At 74.2% G+C, this 19,736-nt stretch carries 11 protein-coding genes and 1 pseudogene; 2 read left to right on the top strand and 10 right to left on the bottom strand.

What is annotated here, in order from left to right; translation table 11 throughout:
* Window positions 1-80: 80 nt before the first annotated feature.
* Window positions 81-323, top strand: a pseudogene (locus ACIBCJ_RS26720) (pyridoxamine 5'-phosphate oxidase family protein); the annotation flags it as partial.
* Between the two features lie 18 nt (window positions 324-341).
* Here the strand turns inward: ACIBCJ_RS26720 and guaA are convergent.
* A complete protein-coding gene (guaA, locus tag ACIBCJ_RS26715) occupies window positions 342-1,922 on the bottom strand; it encodes a glutamine-hydrolyzing GMP synthase (protein ID WP_133887741.1) in 1,581 nt (526 codons plus the stop codon).
* A 369-nt stretch (window positions 1,923-2,291) separates the two neighbouring features.
* Here guaA and ACIBCJ_RS26710 point away from each other — a divergent pair, with 369 nt between their 5' ends.
* Window positions 2,292-2,579, top strand: a complete 288-nt coding sequence (locus tag ACIBCJ_RS26710; RefSeq protein ID WP_362100913.1) for a chorismate mutase — start codon at window positions 2,292-2,294, stop codon at window positions 2,577-2,579.
* A 791-nt stretch (window positions 2,580-3,370) separates the two neighbouring features.
* Here the strand turns inward: ACIBCJ_RS26710 and ACIBCJ_RS26705 are convergent.
* From ACIBCJ_RS26705 to ACIBCJ_RS26665, 9 genes are all read right to left on the bottom strand, one after another.
* The gene (locus ACIBCJ_RS26705) at window positions 3,371-5,200 is read right to left on the bottom strand and encodes a GMC family oxidoreductase (RefSeq protein WP_365980453.1); all 1,830 of its coding nucleotides are present in this window, start codon (window positions 5,198-5,200) and stop codon (window positions 3,371-3,373) included.
* A gap of 69 nt (window positions 5,201-5,269) precedes the next feature.
* Window positions 5,270-6,883: a succinic semialdehyde dehydrogenase gene (locus ACIBCJ_RS26700; RefSeq protein ID WP_365980452.1), complete on the bottom strand. Its 1,614-nt coding sequence runs from the start codon at window positions 6,881-6,883 to the stop codon at window positions 5,270-5,272.
* Between the two features lie 122 nt (window positions 6,884-7,005).
* Window positions 7,006-7,758: a serine/threonine-protein kinase gene (locus ACIBCJ_RS26695; protein WP_365980451.1), complete on the bottom strand. Its 753-nt coding sequence runs from the start codon at window positions 7,756-7,758 to the stop codon at window positions 7,006-7,008.
* On the bottom strand, window positions 7,758-9,509 hold the full coding sequence (locus ACIBCJ_RS26690) for a serine/threonine-protein kinase (RefSeq protein ID WP_365980450.1): 1,752 nt from the start codon (window positions 9,507-9,509) through the stop codon (window positions 7,758-7,760). The genes ACIBCJ_RS26695 and ACIBCJ_RS26690 overlap by 1 nt, the downstream gene beginning before the upstream one ends.
* A 181-nt stretch (window positions 9,510-9,690) precedes the next feature.
* Complete coding sequence (locus ACIBCJ_RS26685; RefSeq protein ID WP_365980449.1) at window positions 9,691-10,836, bottom strand: serine/threonine-protein kinase; 1,146 nt, start codon at window positions 10,834-10,836, stop codon at window positions 9,691-9,693.
* Window positions 10,837-10,929: 93 nt separating this feature from the next.
* Window positions 10,930-12,687 carry a protein kinase gene (locus tag ACIBCJ_RS26680; protein ID WP_362100958.1) on the bottom strand — a complete coding sequence of 586 codons (1,758 nt, stop codon included), beginning with the start codon at window positions 12,685-12,687 and terminating at the stop codon, window positions 10,930-10,932.
* 145 nt (window positions 12,688-12,832) lie between these two features.
* Entirely contained in the window at window positions 12,833-15,559 is a 2,727-nt protein-coding gene (locus tag ACIBCJ_RS26675) for a protein kinase (protein WP_365980448.1), read from the bottom strand.
* Between the two features lie 174 nt (window positions 15,560-15,733).
* Complete coding sequence (locus tag ACIBCJ_RS26670; RefSeq protein ID WP_362502843.1) at window positions 15,734-17,842, bottom strand: protein kinase; 2,109 nt, start codon at window positions 17,840-17,842, stop codon at window positions 15,734-15,736.
* 99 nt (window positions 17,843-17,941) lie between these two features.
* On the bottom strand, window positions 17,942-19,648 hold the full coding sequence (locus tag ACIBCJ_RS26665) for a glycerol-3-phosphate dehydrogenase/oxidase (RefSeq protein WP_133887734.1): 1,707 nt from the start codon (window positions 19,646-19,648) through the stop codon (window positions 17,942-17,944).
* Between the last annotated feature and the right edge of the window lie 88 nt (window positions 19,649-19,736).

The following is a 19,736-nucleotide window of genomic DNA, read 5'->3' as shown; positions in this document are numbered from 1 at the left end:
CCCGCCGCCCCGCTGCGGGTCCGCTCAGCGGGGGTGATGCGCCGGTCGCCGTGTTGACCCCCGGCCGGTCACCCGGCAGAAAGGCCGACCCCGGAGCGGGCACCGGCATGAGCGGCGGGGACGTGCGGATCACCGGACGGGCGGTGGAGGTCGCGGACCCCGCGGTGAAGGACGGGTACGGGAAAGAGGTGGAACCGCCGGAGCCGTTCCACCTCTTCCGGACCGAGCTGACGGAGGTCGTGCGGACCTCCGTGGAGGACCACGCGTACCTCGTCGTCGAGATCTGGCAGCCCGGTCAGCCCGTGCGCACCGTCAGGCGCACGTGGAGGGAGCCTCGCGGCTCACTCCCACTCGATCGTCCCCGGCGGCTTCGAGGTCACGTCGAGGACGACCCGGTTGACGTCCTTGACCTCGTTGGTGATCCGGGTCGAGATCTTGGAGAGCACGTCGTACGGCAGCCGGGACCAGTCGGCGGTCATGGCGTCCTCGGACGAGACGGGACGCAGGACGATCGGGTGGCCGTAGGTGCGGCCGTCGCCCTGGACGCCGACGGAGCGGACGTCGGCGAGCAGCACCACCGGGCACTGCCAGATGTCGCGGTCGAGGCCGGCCGCGGTCAGCTCCTCGCGGGCGATGGCGTCGGCCTCGCGGAGCAGGTCGAGCCGCTCCTTGGTGACCTCGCCGACGATCCGGATACCGAGGCCGGGGCCCGGGAACGGCTGGCGCTGGACGATCTCCTCCGGCAGGCCCAGCTCGGCGCCGACCATCCGGACCTCGTCCTTGAACAGCTGGCGCAGCGGCTCGACCAGCTCGAACTCGATGTCCTCGGGGAGTCCGCCCACGTTGTGGTGGGACTTGATGTTGGCGGTGCCGGTGCCGCCGCCGGACTCGACGACGTCCGGGTAGAGCGTGCCCTGCACGAGGAAGGCGACCTCGGGGCCGTCCTCCTCGAGGATCTCCAGCTGCGCCTGCTCGAAGACGCGGATGAACTCGCGCCCGATGATCTTCCGCTTCTCCTCGGGGTCCGAGACCCCGGCGAGCGCCTTGAGGAACCTCTCCTCGGCGTCCACGACCTTGAGCTGTACGCCGGTCGCCGCGACGAAGTCCTTCTCGACCTGCTCGGTCTCGCCCTTGCGCATCAGACCGTGGTCGACGTAGACGCAGGTCAGCTGGGTGCCGATGGCCTTCTGGACGAGGGCGGCGGCGACGGCGGAGTCCACGCCGCCGGACAGGCCGCAGATGGCCCGCTTGTCGCCGACCTGCTCGCGGATGGCCGCGACCTGCTCCTCGATCACGTTGCCCGTGGTCCAGTCGGGGCGCAGGCCCGCTCCCCGGTACAGGAAGTGCTCCAGCACCTGCTGCCCGTACGTGGAGTGCATGACCTCGGGGTGGTACTGGACGCCGTAGAGCTTCTTCTCGTCGTTCTCGAAGGCGGCGACCGGGACCACGTCCGTGGAGCCGGTGACGGCGAAGCCCTCGGGCGCGGCGGAGCAGGCGTCGCCGTGCGACATCCACACGGCCTGCTCGGCGGGGGTGCCCTCGAAGAGGGTGGAGGACGGCTTGGAGACCGTGAGGTCGGTGCGGCCGTACTCGCGGGCGCCGGAGTTGTCGACGGTGCCGCCGAGGGTCTGCGCCATCAGCTGGAAGCCGTAGCACATGCCGAAGACGGGGACGCCGGCCTCGAACAGGGAGCGGTCCAGGGTCGGGGCGCCGGGCTCGTACACCGAGGAGGGGCCGCCGGACAGGATGATGGCCGCCGGGTTCTTGGCGAGGATCTCCTCGACCGGCATGGAGCTCGGCACGATCTCGCTGTAGACCCGCGCCTCGCGGACACGACGGGCGATGAGCTGGGCGTACTGCGCGCCGAAGTCGACGACCAGGACGGTGTCGGGGGCGGCGGCAGCGGGAGTCGCTGATGACACGGGGTGCCTTCCGGCGGTCGGGCGGGGGGCTTGGTACCCCCGATTCTACCGAGCCGGGCGGGTGGCCCGGCCCCGCCCGCCGTCACCTCCCCCGCCCCGGCGGGTGTCCCTCCCCCGGCGCCGCCTCGGGTCTTACCATGCGAACCGGCTTGGACACCGACCGTCGCCGGGGCATACTGGGGCCATGCGCAAGCACCAGACCTTCCTGTTTACCTATGGCAACCGGCCCACCGGCTGCCATGGTCGTGCTGCTTGAGCAACTGACGAGCGACTTCCCAGGCGCCCCGGGCCGACAAGGTCCGGGGCGCCTGGCGTTTGCGGACCGTGCCGGTCCGGGGTGCCGCCACCCTTCGGCGAGGAGCCACCGACATGACCGTCACCGCAAGCGACAAGACCGGCGCGCACACCTCCGAGGCCGCCGGCGTGATCACCGGCGCCCGGGAGCGGATCGACGCGCTGGACGACCGGATCATCGGGCTGATCCAGGAACGGATGGCCGTGTCCGCCGTCATCCAGGAGGCGCGGATCACCTCCGGCGGCCGGCGCGTGAACCTCTCGCGCGAGATGGAGGTGCTGGACCACTACCGGCAGGCGCTGGGCAGGCCGGGCACGGCGCTGGCGATGACGATGCTGGAGCTGTGCCGCGGGCGCGTGTGACGCGTGCGACCGCCCGCGGGGCGCGGCGCGACCCGCGTCGTTCCTGAGGCCCTGCCCGTGGTCGTGTCCGAGGCCGCATCTGAGGTCGTATCTGAGTTCGGGCGATTTCTCACCCGTACGGCGCGTGACCGGCGGGCGCGTGGCTTCGTTGGTCCCGGTGTCCGTGTCAGCCAGGGGCGGGCCCGAAAGAACCACGCGTGGCTCGCTGGAGCGATGAGACGTACGGATCGTGCCGTGCGTCGTGGGACCTCGCTCCAGGAAGTGACCGGACGGCAGGGGACAGCAGCCCGGTCACCCAAGAGAACGGCCGGCTCCGGGGACGCCCGGAGCCGGCCGACGGAACGGGTCCCTCGTTCGATCGCAAGCATCTTCGGCCAGCGGCGCAACCCCCCGGCGCCGCTCCCGAGGCACCGGCGCTGCCCTGACGCCGGTGCCGGCTGAGAGGGAGGGCCCCGCGGCCGCAGTTCCGCGGGGCCCTTCGCCATGCCGTCCCGCTGTCACGTCTGCCGCTCCTGTCGCGACTGCGGCGGCTGTCGCGGCTGTCGCGTCCGCCGGCCCCTCCCGTCACTTCAGTGACACAGGACACATAAGAATTCTGTGAACACGGGAGCAACCATTCACAGGTTTCACTGATCACACCAGTCATGAGGCTGCGTCGCGCCGCGGCAGCGGTCGCCGTCACGGCGGCCGCCCCCGCCGCGACCGGGCCGGGGTGAGAGGAACCCGCACTCGGAGGGGGGTGCGGGTCCCTCTCGCCGCTTCACTTCTGCGGAGCCGTTCCCCGCGGCCGGCTACTTCTTCGGCGGCACCGTCGGCAGGTTCACGAAGGGCAGGCGCAGCGCGCCGAAGGCCTTCTCCGGGACCGCCGGGGAGCGGGGCGCGACGGCGGCCAGACGCTCGTACGCGGCGCCCTGCGCGGGGCGCGGGTCGCTCTCGCCGTTGTTCGGCCAGTACGACATCGCGCGCTCGGCCTGCGCCGTGATGGTCAGGGACGGGTTGACGCCCAGGTTGGCGGAGACCGCGGCGCCGTCGACGACCGAGATGCCGGGGTGGCCGTAGAGGCGGTGGTACGGGTCGATGACGCCGGTCTCGCGGGAGGCGCCGATCGGGCAGCCGCCGAGGAAGTGGGCGGTGAGCGGGGTGCCCATCAGTTCGCCGACGTTGGAGCCGGCGAAGCCGTTGATCTCGGCGGCGATCGCGGAGGCGCCGTCGGTGGCGGCCTTGATCTGCTTGGGGTTGGGCGAGCCGTGGCCCTGGCGGGCGGTGAGCAGGCCCTTGCCGACGCCCGTCGGTTTCAGGTGCGTGGTCAGGGAGTTGTCCAGGGACTGCATGACCAGGCCGATGATGGTCCGCTCGGACCACTTGCGGTTGGACAGCGAACGCAGCACCAGCAGCGGGTGCTTGGCCGCGTGGCCCAGGAAGCCCAGGACGCGCGAGGCGCCCGAGGCGGTCTGTCCTGCGTAGGGGACCTGGAGGATCGACAGGCCGCCCATCGAGTTGGAGCCCTTGCCGTAACGCACCGGTTCGATGTGGGTGTTGGCGTCGGGGTGGATCGAGGACGTGATGGCGACGCCGCGCGTGAAGTCGGCCCGGGCCTCGCCGGTGGCGGTGCGGTAGCGCCGGTCGTCGGTCTGGGCGCCGACCAGCGCCTCGGAGTTGGTGCGGGTCAGCTCGCCGAGCCGGTCGGACAGGTGGGGCAGCTGGCCGCCCGCCTTCATGCGGTGCAGCAGGGTCTGGGTGCCGTAGGTGCCGGCGGCTATGACGACGCGGCGGGCGGTGAAGGTGCGGCCCGTGTCCTTCTTCTGGCGGTCGGTGGCGAGCGTGGCGATCGCGAATCCGCCGCGCGAGTCCTCGGTGACGGAGACGACCGTCGTCATCGGGTGGACGACGGCGCCGGCCTTCTCGGCGAGGTACAGGTAGTTCTCGTTCAGGGTGTTCTTCGCGCCGTGCCGGCAGCCGGTCATGCACTCGCCGCACTCGTTGCAGGCCTTGCGGTCGGGGCCCGCGCCGCCGAAGTAGGGGTCGGGCACCTGCTCGCCCGGCCCGGCCTTCGCGGTGCCGTCGGCGTCCTCGCCGTCCCCGAAGAAGACGCCGACCGGGGCCATGTGGAAGCTGTCGCCGCAGCCCATCTTCTCGGCGGCGGCCTTCAGGTGGACGTCGGAGGGGGTCATCGTCGGGTTGAGACGGACTCCGAGCATGCGCCGGGCCTGGTCGTAGTACGGCGACAGTTCCGCGTGCCAGTCGGTGATGTCCCGCCACTGGGGGTCGTCGAAGAACGGTTTCGGCGGCACGTACAACGTGTTGGCGTAGTTGAGGGAGCCGCCGCCCACGCCGGCCCCGGCCAGGACCATGACGTTGCCGAGCAGGTGGATGCGCTGGATGCCGAACATGCCGAGCTTCGGCGCCCAGAGGTAGTTCTTGAGGTCCCAGGAGTTCCTGGGCAGCGACTCGCGGGTGAAGCGGCGGCCGGCTTCGAGGACGCCGACGCGGTAGCCCTTCTCGGTGAGGCGGAGGGCGGAGACGGAGCCTCCGAATCCCGACCCCACGACGACGACGTCGTAGTCGTACCCGGCCCCGTTCTCGCTCTCGTCCCGGGTCTGGACGGACTTCTCCTGCGACACGTGCTCTCCTCGTCGAGAACGGGTACGGGTGGCGGCTGCTCAGGCTGGTTCGGGGTGGCTGCGGGCTGCTCAGCGAAGACGGAAGGTCTTCATCAGGCGCAGGCTGCGGCTCATGAACGCCGCGTACTTCTCGTCGTCCATGCCCAGCGACGGTGCCATCGGCAGCAGCCGCTGGTGGGCGACCGTCTGGGCCTCGGTGTACTTGAGGATGCCCTCGGAGCCGTGCCGGCGGCCGAGGCCGGAGTCCTTCATGCCGCCCATCGGGGACTGGACGCTGCCGTAGGCGGACGCGTACCCCTCGTTGATGTTGACGGTGCCGGTGCGCAGCCTCGCGGCGACGTCGCGGCCGCGCCGGGCGTCCTTCGTCCAGACCGAGGAGTTCAGGCCGTACGGCGTGGAGTTGGCGTGCTCGACGGCCTCCTCCTCGGTCGTGAAGCGGTAGACGGAGACGACCGGGCCGAAGGTCTCCTCGGCGCAGACGGTCATGGGGGCGGCGACGCCGTCGAGGATGGTCGGCTCGAAGAAGTACGGGCCGATGTCGGGGCGGGCGACACCGCCGGCGACCAGCTTGGCGCCCTGCTCGACGGCGTCCGCGACGTGCCGCGTCACGGTCTCCAGCTGCCGCTCCCCCACCAGTGAGCCCATGTCGGCGCCGTAGGAGAGGGAGGTGCCGAGCCGCATGGCCCTGGTGCGGGCGGCGAAGCGGTCCAGGAAGGCGTCGGCGACGGACTCGTGGACGTAGAGCCGCTCGATGGAGATGCAGAGCTGGCCGGCGGAGGAGAAGCAGGCGCGGACGGCGCCCGCCGCGGCCTTCTCGATGTCGGCGTCCGCCAGGACCAGCATGGCGTTCTTGCCGCCGAGTTCGAGGGAGACGCCGACCAGGCGGGCGGCGGCGCCCTGCGCGACCTCGCGGCCGGTGCGGGTGGAGCCGGTGAAGGAGACGTAGTCGGCGTGCCGGACGACCTCGGGGCCGACGACGGGTCCCTCGCCGAGGACGACCTGGAAGACCTCGGCCGGCAGCCCGGCCTCGACGAGCAGGTCACGGGCCCACAGGGCGGTCAGGCAGGTCTCGGTGTCGGGCTTCATGACGACGGCGTTGCCCGCGACGAAGGCGGGGAGCGCGTCGCCGACGGACAGTTCCAGGGGGTAGTTCCAGGGCGCGATCTGGCCGACGACGCCGCGCGGGTGACGCAGTTCGGTGACCTTGGTCAGGGTCGGCACGGCGCCGGTGTGCCGCTTGGGCCGCAGGTACGCGGGGGCCTTGCGGCCGTAGTGCCGGGCGGCGACGGCGACGGCCTGGACCTCCTCGTGGGCGTGCAGGCGGGCCTTGCCGGTCTCCAGCTGGATGAGGTCGAGGACCTCGGCCTGGCGCTCCAGGACCAGGTCGTGGAAGCGCAGCAGGACGGCGGCACGCTGCCGCACCGGCACCCGCGCCCAGACGGCCTGGGCGGCGCGGGCCCGTCCGAAGGCGGCGGCCACGTCCTCGGGCGTGGACTCGGGCAGGTCGGCCAGCTTCTCGCCGGTGAAGGGGGTGTGGTTGGCGGTGCGGCCGGAGCCGGCCACGCCCTTGGTGAGCTGGGCGACCAGCTCGGGCGTGACCACGTCGGCAGCGGTGCGGGCGCCCTCCGGGGTGGGGGCGAGGGGGTTCGTGCCGGTGAGGGCCGGGGCCTGCGCGTCCGTCATGAGCCGCAGGGTATGACGCCGGGCGGCCTTTGTGTACCCGTCGGTAACGGGGATTCACCGTGATTCACCGACCGCTCACACGCCGCCAGTGACCGCTGGCAACAAACGTGCTGATCAGGGCGTTACGCGGTGGGGCTGGACCTGAGCGCTTCTTTTCGGTCCGCGGTGGGCGGCGCGGCGCCGGCCACCGCCTCCAGCAGCCGGCCGGTCTCCTCCGCCCCCGGCCCGGCTCCGGCGTCCGGCGAGTGCAGCCGGCCGACCAGCGGGTCCAGCGGTCCGGCCGGTGCCCCGTCGCCGCCCAGGGCGGTGTGCAGCAGGACGCCCAGGGCCCGCAGGTCGGCCGCGGGTCCGGTGCCCCGGAGGGCTTCCTCGCCCGGCGGGTGGGCGGTGCCGAAGCCGGTGAGGACGACCCGGCCGTGCGGGCCGAGCAGCACGTGGTCGGGTCCGAGCGCGCGGTGCACGATGCCGACGGCGTGCGCGGCCCGCAGGGCGCCGAGGACGGCGAGGCCGATGCGGGCGGCCTCGGGGGGTGCGAGCGGGCCGCGCAGCAGCGCCTCGTGCAGGGACTCGCCGGGGACCCACTCCATGACGATCCAGGGCAGCCCGTCGGGTCCGGCGTCCTCGACGACCACGTCGTGGATGCGGACGGCCGCGGGGTGGTCGACGCGGGCTGCGGCCCGGGCCTCGTGGTGGAGGCGGTGCACGGCCCGGCGGTACGCGTCGTCCGCCGGGTCGCCCGGCAGCCGCGGCCGCCGGACGGCGACGTCGCGGTTCTCGGTCTCGTCGAGACCGTGCCAGACGGTGCCCGCCGCCCCGGAGGCGACGCGCCGCAGCAGCCGGTAGCGCTCGCCGACCAGCCCTCCCCGGTCTGTCATCAGAGCTTGCCGACCTCCCAGTTGGCGATCACCGTCCGGGCGATCTCCCGTCCCTGGTCGGCGAAGTAGCCCTCGCGGGGGTAGTCGACCGAGACCTTGTACATGTCCCCGTCGCCTGCCCGGTAGTACAGGATGTGGAACTCGCGGGCGCGGGGGTTCTGCGTGTCCGCGGTCGTGTACGCGATGGTGTTCTCGGCGGCCTTCCCGCCCCGGTACTCGGTCTCGCTCGGCTCGCCCTTCGGCGCGGGGTCCGCGGCGAAGTTCCAGGAGTACTCGCCGTCCTTGAGCATCTCCCAGTCCGCCCAGGCGGCGGCGCCCGCGGTGTCCGGCATCTCGCCGGTCTGGTCGTCTGCCTTGACGTCCCGGTCCACGACGACGGTGACCGCGCCGCTCGGGTCGGCGAACGTCTCGTTGGTGCCGTCCCAGTCGTCCGGGTGCTTCCCCTTCACGAACTCGGCGGGCACTCCGACGCTCATACCGAGCCTGCCGCCGAGTTCGTGCTGCTTCCAGCCCTCCGGCAGGGGGCCGGCGAAGGGGTCGGCGACCACGAGGTACGACGCGACCGCCGCCGCGACCGCCGCCGCGGCGAGGGCGATCCACGCGTTGCGGCCCAGCCGTACGCTCCAGCGGGACGCGGGCGGCGCTCCCGCGCCCGGTCCCGGGACCGAGCTGGCCGGGACCACCTGGGTGGGCTGCGGAGCGGGCGGGTTCGCGGCGGCGTCCAGCAGGGCGCGGACCCGGGCGGCGTCCGGGCGGCGCGCGGGGTCCTTGTCCAGCAGGCCGGTGATCACCTCGGCCAGCGGGCCCTGCGCGGCGGCGGGCGGCGCGGGCGTGGCGTTGAGGACCGACTGAAGTGTGGCCGGGGTGTTGCTGCGGCGGAACGGCGAGACCCCCTCCGTCGCCGCGTACAGCACCACGCCCAGCGACCACAGGTCGCTCGCCGGACCCGGGCGGCGGCCCAGCACCCGTTCCGGCGCGATGTACTCGGGTGAGCCGACGAATCCGCCGGTGTCGGTCAGGCTGGTCTCGCCCTCGATCTGCGCGATGCCGAAGTCGGTGAGGACGACCCGGTCGTGCCGGCCGAGCAGGACGTTGTCCGGCTTCACGTCCCGGTGCAGCACGCCGGCGGCGTGGGCGGCCTCCAGCGCGCCGAGCACCTCCAGGCCGATCCGGGCGGCGTCCCGTGCGCCCAGGGTGCCCTCCTGGAGGGCGTCGCCGAGCGAGCGCCCGCGCACCAGCTCCATCACGATCCACGGCTGTCCGTCCACGACCGCCACGTCGTGCACGCCGACCACCGCGGGATGGTCGAGCCGGGCGGCGGCGCGCGCCTCGCGGCGCATCCGCTCGAAGGCGTTGGCCCGTTCGCGCTCGGGAAGATGGTCGGGGACGCGGGGTTCCTTGACGGCGACCTCGCGGTCCACGGTCTCGTCCTTCGCCCGCCACACCGTGCCCATGCCGCCGTGCCCGAGCCTGGAGATCAGCCGGTAGCGCCCGGCGACCAGCCGCCCGGCCCCCGGGTCGGGCGCGGCGGCGGCGGGCGCGGACGACGGGGACGCCGGGGACGCCGGGGACGACGAAGGAGCCGCCGCCGCGGGCGTGGCCGCCGGGGCCTGCGCCCGCTGCGGTACGACCTGGGTCGGTGTCGCGTACGGGTTGCCGGGGTGCGGCACGGCGGCCGCCCGGTCCGGCGGTTGCAGCTCAAAACTCGTCGGCTCGTCCGGCCTGCTCCGTGATCCCCCGTCACTGCTCATGCGTCCATCCATACCGCGCCGGGCGCGTCGCTTTCCACCGCCGGTGGACGGTGGTCACAGACCCGTGACGCGGGGTGCCGCATATCTCCCGTTTGGGGGGGCGTCGTTCGGATCCTGCCGAGGGTCGCTGGGCGGCAACAGGGCACCCTCGCCCGGAGCCGGCCTGATCCGAAGCACACGCCTAGGTGCCGGAACCGTGCGCCGACGGGAACGGCGGCGCCGCCGTCGGCGCCTCGGGCCGGTGCGGCGCCGAGGTCGGGGGCGGCGTCGGCGCCGAGGTCGACGTCGGTGCCCGTGTCGGCGTCGCGGGTACCGAACTCGTCGGCGTACCGCCCCCTTCGCCGCCGCCGTCCGCGAGCAGTGCGGCCGCCGAGACGCCCGCGCCGACCGCGGCCACAACCAGCAGCACCGCCATGAGCACGCTCCGTCCGGTGCTCCGCCGTGCGCGCGGCTCACCGGCCGAGGCCGCCCCCGGGGTCGCGGGCGTACGGCCCGTCCTGAGGTAGGCGCGCAGCATCCGCTGTGCCGACGCCGCGTCCAGCCGTCGTCGCGGGTCCCGCTCCAGCAGGCCCCGTACGACCGGGAGGAGCGGTGCGGCCTGCGCGGGCGGGCGGATCTCGTCGCTGACCACGGCGTGCAGGACACCGCCCAGCGAGTCGCGGTGGAAGGGCGACGCGCCGCTGAGGACCGCGCACAGCAGCACGCCGAGCGACCACAGGTCGGACGCGGGACCGGTCCCGAGTCCGGACATCCGCTCCGGAGCGGTGTACTCGGGGGACCCGACGAAGGAGCCGCTCTCGGTGAGCGTGGTGGAACCCGCCACCTGGGCCACGCCGAAGTCGGTGAGGACGACCCGGCCGTCCTCGGCGACCAGCACGTTGGAGGGCTTCACGTCCCGGTGCAGGATGCCGGCCGCGTGGGCGGTGCCCAGGGCGTCGAGCAGGGCGACGCCGATGCGTGCGGCCTCGGCCGCGTCGACGGGGCCGTGACTGAGGACGCGGTCGGCGAGCGAGCCGCCGTCGACCAGTTCCATGACCATGTAGGCCCGTTCGTCGTCCTCGACCACGTCGTGCACGACGATGACGTGCGGGTGCCGCAACTGCGCGACCGCGCGGGCCTCGCGCAGGGTGCGCTCACGGCGCCGCCGGGCCTCCGCCGCGGAGAGGGACTCGTCCAGGGGGAGCGCCTTCACGGCCACCTCGCGGGCCAGCAGTTGGTCGGTGGCCCGCCACACGATGCCCATGCCGCCGCTGCCGAGCCGCTCGTGGAGCCGGTAACGGCCCGCGATGACACGCCCGCCCGCCCCCTCGGTCACCATGCGTCCCATGATGCCCCACCGGACGCATCGGCTCCGGGTCGCCGTCACCCGGGTGGCCGACAACCGACGGGCGCACGGCAGCCGTTGTGAGCGCGCGGCGGGTCAGCCGGTCCGCTCCTGCCAGCTCTGCAGCACGGCGGCGAACCACCGCCGCGTGGCCGGCCAGTCGCTCGCCGGCCCGGACATGTTGAGGGCGTACTCGACGCCGTCGCGGGACATGTACATCTGCGACACGGCGCGGCGGGGACCGGGGAACCGGGTGTCCTTCGCCAGCGCCGTGAAGGTGTACTCCCACCGGGTGCTGTCGCGGTCGCGGTAGCCGACGCGTTCCAGGCCGACACGCCGGTAGTCGACCAGCCGCTGGAGGAGTTGGGCGTCCAGGTCCTGCGCGTGGGCGTACGGGTCGTTGTAGTCGGGAGCGGTGTCGACGGAGACGCGGAGGAAGTGCTCGCCGCCGTCGGGGGTGTAGTCGATCTGCCGCAGTTCGCCGCTGTCGCCGTCGAAGTCCTTCCGCTGCCAGTTCTCGGGCAGGTAGAGGCTGAAACCGAGCGGGTCGTCCCGGCGTACCCAGTCGGCCGGGACGGAGCCGCCGGGGCCCTTGCCGGTCTTCTCGGACGCGGAGGGCGACGCGGAGTCCGACGGCCCGTGCGTGGGGTCGGCGTCCGCCGACGAGCCGCCGTCGTCCCGCTGTTGCAGTACCACGGCGGTGCCCGCGCCGCCGATGAGCGCGGCGGCGGCGACGACCAGGGCCAGCGTGCGCAGGCGATGACGCCGGGGGCGCCGGGGAGCGGTGCCGGGAGCGGCCCCGGCCGCCGCGTGACCGGGCACCGGGTGCCCCGCCACCGCGGGACCGACGGCGGTGGGCCCGGTCGCCTGCGGGTACGGCGTGGCGGCGGTCCCGCCCGCCGGCCCGCGGGCCCCCGGCGTCCCGGGCACCTCCGGCGTGCCCGGGACGCCGGGCATCTGCTGGTGGAGCGTGTCGCCCGTACCCGGCGGGGGCCCCGGGTACCGGGTCGTCGGTACGTACGCCTGGGCCGCGTCGGGGCGGCGGCCCTCGGCGGCCTGGGCGAGCAGGTACTCGGCCTCGGTCGCGTCGGGGCGCCCGGCCGGGTCCTTGCGCAGCAGGGCGCTGATGACGGGCGCCAGCACACCCGCGTACCGGGGCTCGGTGGCGTCCTCCTCGACGACCGCCTGCATGGTGGTCAGCGGCGAGGTGCGGCGGAACGGCGACCTGCCCTCCACCGCCGTGTACAGCGTGGCGCCCAGCGCCCACAGGTCGGAGGACGGGCCGGGGTCGTGCCCGCGGACGCGCTCCGGGGCGAGGTAGTCGACGGAGCCGACGACCTCCCCGGTCCGGGTGATGGTGGAGTCGCCCTCGATCTGCGCGATGCCGAAGTCGGTGAGCAGGACGCGTCCGTCGTCGGCGAGCAGCACGTTGCCCGGTTTGACGTCGCGGTGCAGGACTCCGGCGGTGTGCGCGGCACGCAGCGCGCGCAGTACCCACAGGCCGATCCGGGCCGCCTCCCGCGGGTCGACCCGCTCGTCCTCCTTGACGGCGTCGGCCAGCGAGCGTCCCTCGACCAGCTCCATCACGATCCACGGCCGGCCGTCGTGTTCGAGCACGTCGTGCACCGTGACGACGGCCGAGTGGTTGATCCGCGCCGCCGCGCGCGCCTCGCCCCGGGTGCGTGCCAGGAGGATGGCCTGGTCGCTCTCGGAGACGTACAGCGCGGCGGTCAACTCCTTGATGGCGACGGACCGGTGCAGCACCTCGTCGTGCGCGCGCCACACCCGGCCCATGCCGCCGCTGCCGATGGCTTCCCCGAGCCGGTAGCGTCCCGCGACGAGCCGGCCCTGCATCTGATTCACGTTGCCCCGCAATGGTCTTGTCAGGGTCAGACTAGGGACCGGCCTCCGTCCGGGGAACGGGTGGGGTGGTACGGAAACCGCTCTGTGACGGTTGTCGCTTTCCGTGACGGGAGGCAACCATCGGGGCGAACTGCCGTCAGCGCGTGTACTGGTAGGTGGCCGAGGCCTGTTCGAACAGCCGGTTCACCTCGTCACGCTCCGCCTCCGGACCGCGGACCTGCAACACGTGGTAGCGCCCGTCGATCAGAACGGCGACGTTGCGCACGTACAGCTCGCCGCCGGCGCCGGTCCAGGTGAACTGCCCCTCCGCCATGGTCCGTCCGCCGACCTCGATGGTCTTCAGTCCGCTGGAGGTGGCCCAGCTGGAGGCGCGGTAGGAGGCCAACTCCGGTTCGCTGTCCCGCTGGTAGACCATGGGGTCGTCGCCGAACTCGGAGGCGCGGTCCCGGCCGGGCACGACGAGCAGCTCGAAGCCGCCCTTGCCGTAGACGACCTGGCCGCTGCCGTTGCGGGGCGTGCGGTCGAAGCCCTCGGCGACGGCGACCTGGAAGCCCTCCGGGTCCTTGCGCAGGGTGAATCCGTCGGCCACGTCGGACTGCGTCTCGGTGCCGCCCGCCGTCTGCGTGGCCTCGGGGTCGGGCTTCGGGGACGTCCGGTCCGGCCGGGGCTCGCGGCCGGCGTCCGGCGACTGCTGGGACGGGGACTGCGCGGACGGCGACTGGCCGGCGGCGCCCGTGCGGTCGCCGGCCCCGGCCCCGCTCGTGTCGCTCTTGGGCAGGAAGAACATGGCGTACGCGACCGCACCGGCCATCGCCAGCAGGATCAGCAGGAGCAGGGTCCGGCCCAGGTTGCGCGGGGAGCGGCCGGTGTCCGGCCTGCCTCTCTTGTGCCGGCCGTGGTGCGCGGGCAGTCCGGCACGGCGCCGGCGCACCAGTTCGCCGCGGCGGCGCACGATGGGCAGCCGGCCGGTCTCGACGGGCGGGGCCGAGACGACGTGCAGGCCGGCCTCCGGCTCGGGGGCGGACCGCACCAGCGAGCGGAGCCAGCCGCTCAGTTCCTCGAAGTCGATGCGCTCGGTGGGGTCCTGACGCAGCAGCGACTCCACCACCGGCCGCAGCGGTCCGCACTCCTCGGCGAACGCCGGCGGCTCCGCGCACACGATCTGCACCAGCTCGGCCGTCGACTCCTCCGGGTAGGGCGCGTGCCCCTGTACGGCGCGGAAGAGCAGCGCGCCCAGGGCCCACAGGTCGGTGGCGGGGCCGATGGGCGCGGCCAGCTGCCAGTTCTCGTGCACCGGCCCGGCCTGCTCCGGCGCCCAGCGCTCGGTCACGGGTCCGACCAGGGCCATCCGCGTCTGCCGGGCGCGCTCGGCGGCGAGCGCGGTGGCCGGTCCGCGCGGCGCGGGGGTCCGGGCGGCCGGGCCGTCCCAGCGGGCGGCGGGCGCGGACGCGTCGTCCCGCGCCGGGCCGGCCGGCCCGGGGGTGCCCTCCCGGGGCTGGGCGGCGGGGCCCTCGGTGGTCTCCTGCCACGCCGCGGCGGAGCCCGCGGTGGTCTCCTGCCGCGCGGCGGGCAGGGCCCGTCCGGGTGCGGGGCCCGGGCCGGCCGGGGGTTCACCGGCCGGGCGGGGCGTGGGCAGCGCCGGGTCGCCGGGTGTGCGGGGGGCGGCGCCGTGCCAGGAGGTGGTGCGTACGCCGTAGGGGTCGGCGATCCGCCCGGGCGGGACGCCGGCACCGGGTGTCGCGGGGTCACCGGCTCCGCCGTCGCCCCGGGGGACGCCGGGCCGGGTCTCGGGCGCCACGGCGTGCGCGTCCCGGCCGGATCCGGCGGTGAAGCCCTCTCGCCCGATGCCGGCATCACCGGCCCGTGAGGCGTCGTCGGGAGCGGGGCGGGCGCCCGGCAGCGCCGCGTGGCCGTGCTGCGCCTCCTGGACGCGGGCCGCGGCCCTGGCCCCCGCGCGGTAGGCGGCGATCGCACCGGCGCGAGCGGCGCGGGCCTCCCCGGCGGCGTCGAGCGACGCGGGCGCGAGGGAGGCGGGTGAGGCGGGGGACGCGCCCAGCGCCTGGGCCCCCGGGGGCACCGGGAGCCCGCCGACGCCCCGCGCCTCGATGGCGGCCCGCCGGGCGGCCTCGGGGTCGGCGTCGCCCGGCCCGAAGACCGCCGTCCGGGTGGTGGTGCCGCCCGGGCCGAAGGTCCCGTTCGGGTCGACGGCGGGTGCCGGCTCCTCCTCGGGCGGCGGGGGCACCGGGTCGTACCCGCACAGCGCCTCCTCCGCCGCCCCGACCGCCAGGCCGGTCAGCATGACGCGCCCGTCGTCGCAGACGAGCACGGTGCGTGCGGTGATGTTGCGGTGCACCCAGCCGTAGGAGTGGAGCACCCGCAGCGCCAGGACGACGTCGGAGGCCACCTCGGCCGCCCGGTACGGCGTCAGGGTCTGTTCGGCGAGCAGCGCGGCCAGCGGCCTTGCGGCCACCAGCTCGCTGACGATCCACAGTGAGCCGCCCTCGGCGAAGACGTCGAAGACCTGGTCGAGGCGCGGATGGTCGGGCACCGCCGCCGCGGCCTGCGCGGCCTCGACGGCCCGCCGTACCACCGGATCGGCCGGCCGCCTCGGGCCGCCGCCTCCGGCCGGTGTCCGCCGGCCGGGGTACCGGGCGCCGCCGTCCCGGGCCGTGAAGCCGTCGGGCAGGCCGTCCGCGTCGAGCACCTCGGCCTCGACGACTTCGGGCAACGGCACCTGGCGGACCAGTACTTCCTGGCCGCTGTAGGTGTCGAAGGCCGGGGTCTCGGTGAGTTCGTACTCGTCGGAGGGCGGCAGGGGCAGGCGGTAGCGGTCGGCGAGCACCCGGCCCGCGTAGTCGTCCACGTCACCACCCCCGGCAGCCGTTGGTCAATTCCGTTCGTCCTGCGGGCCGTTCCGGCTGCGTACGGTCCGCAAGCACTCACGATACGTGCCGGAGGCAACCCGCAAAGAGCTGATGCCAGATATCGCGCGGCTCAAACCCGGGGCCCTCGGTCGCCGGACCGCGGGCCGGCCGGCTCAGGACTTCGGCTCGAAGGTCTTCGTCAGGGTCCGCCAGGTGTCGCGGCGCAGATCGTCACCCCAGTCGGCGGCCTGCGCGGTGTACATGAGCGCGTAACCCTGGTGGTCGTTGACGACGAAGCCCCGGTCCACGGTGCGGTACTCGGTGCCGCCGTCGGTGTAGGTGAACTCCCAGTCGGCCGTGTTCCAGCCGCGGTAGCCCACCTTCTCTATCCGGATCTTCTTGTAGTTGGCGCGGACCATGTACCGCTCCTGGCTCTTCCAGTCCGCGACGGGGTCGCCCTTGGGCGAGGAGGTCCAGGCCACGAGCAGCTTCTGGCCGCGGGGCCCGGTGAACCGGTCGCCCGAGGAGCCCGTGGAGGAGAACTTCCAGCCCTCGGGGAGGCCGATGCGGTAGCCCTGGCCGCCCTTGTGGGTGGCGGCCGCGGTGTCGTCGTCGGACTTCCCGGAGTCCTCCGACGCGCCGTCGCTCTCGCCGGACGCGCTCGCTCCGCCGGCCGGGGCGCCGCTCGCCTCCCCGTCGGTCGCCGGGTCGGAGGCGGAGCCGTCGGTGCCGGTGCCGCTCTCCTCGTCCTGCTTGGTCTCGCCGCTGGGTCCGGCGGTGGCCGCGGTCTTGCCGCCGCTGCCGCCCTCGGCGCCCGTGTCGTCGTCTCCGCCGAGCGTGAGGGCCAGCACGGTGCCGAGCACCGCCAGTGCGGCGACCACGGCGATGATGATCAGTGTGCGGCGCGGCACCACGTCGGTGAGCGGCGCCCGGGGAACGGGCCTGGCCGGCAGGTCCGGCGGCGGTACGACGGGCCAGCCGGAGCTCTTCGCGCCCCCGGCGGCGCCCGACGCGCCGGAGCCGGAGCCGCCCGTCCCGGCGGTGCCACCGGCCCGCGTGCCCGGCGCCACCCGCGGCGCGGGCGGACCGGCAGCCGCCCCCGCCGAACCGGCGGTACCGGTGGTACCGGCAGAACCGGTGGAGTCCGCGGCACCGGTGGCACCCGCGGCGCCCGCCGCCGCGCCGCGGCCGCCCGGCCTGGTCCGCGAGGCGGTCCGTGAGGCCGCCGCCGCACCGGCCGCACCGGCCCCGGCGGCGGCCTTGCGCACGTTGCGCAGGGCTCCGCGCAGCCGCTCCCCGGCCTCCTCGGCCCGCTTGCCGCCCGCGCCGCCCGTACCCGGGGCGCCGCCTCGCCGTCCGCGGCCGTCCTGCTGCGGGGGCAGCGGCACGACCTTGGTGGCGTCCACCGGTTCGTCCCCGGCCGCCCGCTCCGGGGCGTGGACGACCTTGGTGAGCATGGCCCGGGCACCGGCGTCGTCGAGCCGCTGGTCGGGGTCCTTGGTGAGCAGGCCGTAGATGACGTCGCGCAGCGGGCCGGCGTTCTTCGGCTCCTCCAGGTTCTCCGTCATCACCGCGGTCAGCGTCGCGATCGCCGAGCCCCGGTCGTAGGGCGGGGTGCCCTCGACGGCGGCGTACAGGAGTCCGCCCAGCGACCACAGGTCGGCGGCCGGTCCCGGCTTGTGGCCGCGGGCCCGCTCGGGGGAGATGTAGGAGGGGGCGCCGACGAGCATGCCGGTGGAGGTGATGGAGGGGTCGCCCTCGACCTGGGCGATGCCGAAGTCGGTGAGCACGACCCGGCCGTCCTCGGCGATCAGCACGTTCGACGGCTTCACGTCGCGGTGCAGGATGCCCTCGCGGTGCGCGGAGCGCAGCACGTCCAGGATGGCCAGGCCGACCTCGGCGGCGCGCCGGGGTTCCAGCAGGCCGTCCTCACGGATGGCCTCGGCGAGCGACTTGCCCTCGACGAGTTCCATCACGATCCACGGCCGGTCGTCCTCCTCGACCACGTCGTAGACCGTGACCGCGCTGTTGTTGCGGATCCGCGCGATCGCCTTGGCCTCGCGCAGCGTGCGCGTGATCAGGCGCCGCTTCTCCTCCTCGTCGATGTTCCCCGGGAACCGCAGCTCCTTGACGGCGACCGTGCGTCCGAGGGTCTCGTCCTCCGCGCGCCACACCGTCCCCATGCCGCCGCGGCCGAGCACGTCTCCCAGCCGGTACCGCCCGGCGAGGAGACGTGCGCTCTTGTCCGTACGGGATGTCCCCGCCCGCTCCGCCTCCGACATGCGTCCCCTCATGCAACCCGCCCTGACAGAGCCTTCATTGTCCCTCACCCGACAAGTGCTCGACGCCCAGGGTGCCCGGAGGGTTCCCGGCCGCCCCCTCTACCGTGCCACGATGTCCGGCGCCCCCAGCCGGGCCGCGTCGGCCGTCAGGTCGTCGGGCTGGCGCTGCGACTCCCGCTCGGCCTCGACACGCTTCTCGTAGTGCTCGATCTCCCGTTCCACCTGGCCCTTGTCCCAGCCGAGCACCGGCGCCATCAACTCGGCGGCCTCGCGGGCGCATCGCGTACCGCGGTCGAAGGTCTCGATGGAGATGCGGGTGCGCCGGGTGAGGACGTCGTCCAGGTGCCGCGCGCCCTCGTGCGAGGCGGCGTAGACGACTTCGGCGCGCAGGTAGTCGTCGGCGCCGGTGAGCGGCTCGCCCAGGGAGGGGTCGGCGGCGACGAGTTCGAGCAGCTCCTCCGTCAGCGAGCCGTAGCGGTTGAGCAGATGCTCCACCCGTACGGCGTGCAGTCCGGTGCGCGCGGCGATCCGGGCCCGCGCGTTCCACAGCGCGTGGTACCCCTCGGCGCCGAGCAGCGGGGTCTCCTCAGTGACGCAGTCGGCGACCCGCAGGTCCAGGGCGTGCACGGCCTCGTCCACGGCGTCCTTGGCCATCACCCGGTAGGTGGTGTACTTGCCGCCCGCCACGACGACCAGGCCGGGCACCGGGTGGGCGACGGTGTGTTCGCGCGACAGCTTGCTGGTGGCGTCCGACTCGCCGGCCAGCAGCGGGCGCAGTCCGGCGTACACGCCCTCGACGTCGTCGCGGGTGAGCGGCACCGACAGCACCGAGTTGACGTGCTCCAGCAGGTAGTCGATGTCGGCGCTGGACGCGGCCGGGTGGGCCTTGTCCAGGTCCCAGTCGGTGTCCGTGGTGCCGATGATCCAGTGCCGGCCCCAGGGGATGACGAACAGCACGGACTTCTCGGTGCGCAGGATCAGGCCGGTGCTGGAGTGGATGCGGTCCTTCGGCACGACCAGGTGGATGCCCTTGGAGGCCCGCACATGGAACTGGCCGCGCTCGCCCACCATGGCCTGGGTGTCGTCGGTCCACACGCCCGTCGCGTTCACCACCTGCTGGGCGCGGACCTCGTACTCGCCGCCCGCCTCGACGTCCTGCACCCGCGCGCCGACCACCCGTTCGCCCTCGCGCAGGAAGGAGGTGACCCGCGCCCGGTTGGCGACCTTGGCGCCGTACGCCGCGGCGGTGCGCACCAGCGTGGCCACGAAGCGGGCGTCGTCCATCTGGGCGTCGTAGTACTGCAGCGCGCCGACCAGCGCGTCCTTCTTCAGGGCGGGCGCCACGCGCAGGGCGTGACGGCGGCTCAGGTGCCGGTGCAGGGGCAGGCCGCGGCCGTGACCGCGGGCCATGGACATGGCGTCGTACAGCGCGACGCCCGAGCCGGCGTACAGCCGCTCCCAGCCCTTGTGCTGGAGCGGGTACAGGAACGGCACCGGCTTCACCAGGTGCGGGGCCAGCCGTTCGAGCAGCAGCCCGCGCTCCTTCAGCGCCTCCCGGACGAGGACGAAGTCGAGCATCTCCAGATAGCGCAGGCCGCCGTGGATCAGCTTGCTGGACCGGCTGGAGGTCCCCGAGGCCCAGTCCCGCGCCTCGACCAGGCCCACCGACAGGCCGCGCGTCACGGCGTCGAGCGCGGTGCCCGCACCGACCACACCGGCGCCCACCACCAGCACGTCGAGCTCGCGCTCGGCCATGGCCGCGAGTGACTCGGCGCGCTGCGCCGGCCCAAGGGTCGCTGTCCTCACTGCTGCCTCCCGCTGTCGGTCGCGTCGGCCGCACCCGTCGGGCGAGCCCGGTTCCTGGTACCCACCATGCCCAGATTCTGACCGTCCT

The organism is Streptomyces sp. NPDC051136, assembly GCF_044455745.1.
Taxonomy (GTDB): domain Bacteria; phylum Actinomycetota; class Actinomycetes; order Streptomycetales; family Streptomycetaceae; genus Streptomyces.
The sequence above is the reverse complement of the archived record's forward strand: the minus strand, read 5'-3'. Positions and strand labels throughout refer to the sequence as shown.

Excerpts from the sequence above, each read along its gene's own strand:
- ACIBCJ_RS26710 (WP_362100913.1), top strand. The coding sequence starts at position 2,292 with ATGACCGTCACCGCAAGCGACAAGACCGGCGCGCACACCTCCGAGGCC.
- ACIBCJ_RS26695 (WP_365980451.1), bottom strand. The coding sequence starts at position 7,758 with ATGACAGACCGGGGAGGGCTGGTCGGCGAGCGCTACCGGCTGCTGCGG.
- ACIBCJ_RS26700 (WP_365980452.1), bottom strand. The coding sequence starts at position 6,883 with ATGACGGACGCGCAGGCCCCGGCCCTCACCGGCACGAACCCCCTCGCC.
- ACIBCJ_RS26680 (WP_362100958.1), bottom strand. The coding sequence starts at position 12,687 with ATGCAGGGCCGGCTCGTCGCGGGACGCTACCGGCTCGGGGAAGCCATC.
- ACIBCJ_RS26670 (WP_362502843.1), bottom strand. The coding sequence starts at position 17,842 with ATGTCGGAGGCGGAGCGGGCGGGGACATCCCGTACGGACAAGAGCGCA.
- ACIBCJ_RS26690 (WP_365980450.1), bottom strand. The coding sequence starts at position 9,509 with ATGAGCAGTGACGGGGGATCACGGAGCAGGCCGGACGAGCCGACGAGT.
- ACIBCJ_RS26685 (WP_365980449.1), bottom strand. The coding sequence starts at position 10,836 with ATGGGACGCATGGTGACCGAGGGGGCGGGCGGGCGTGTCATCGCGGGC.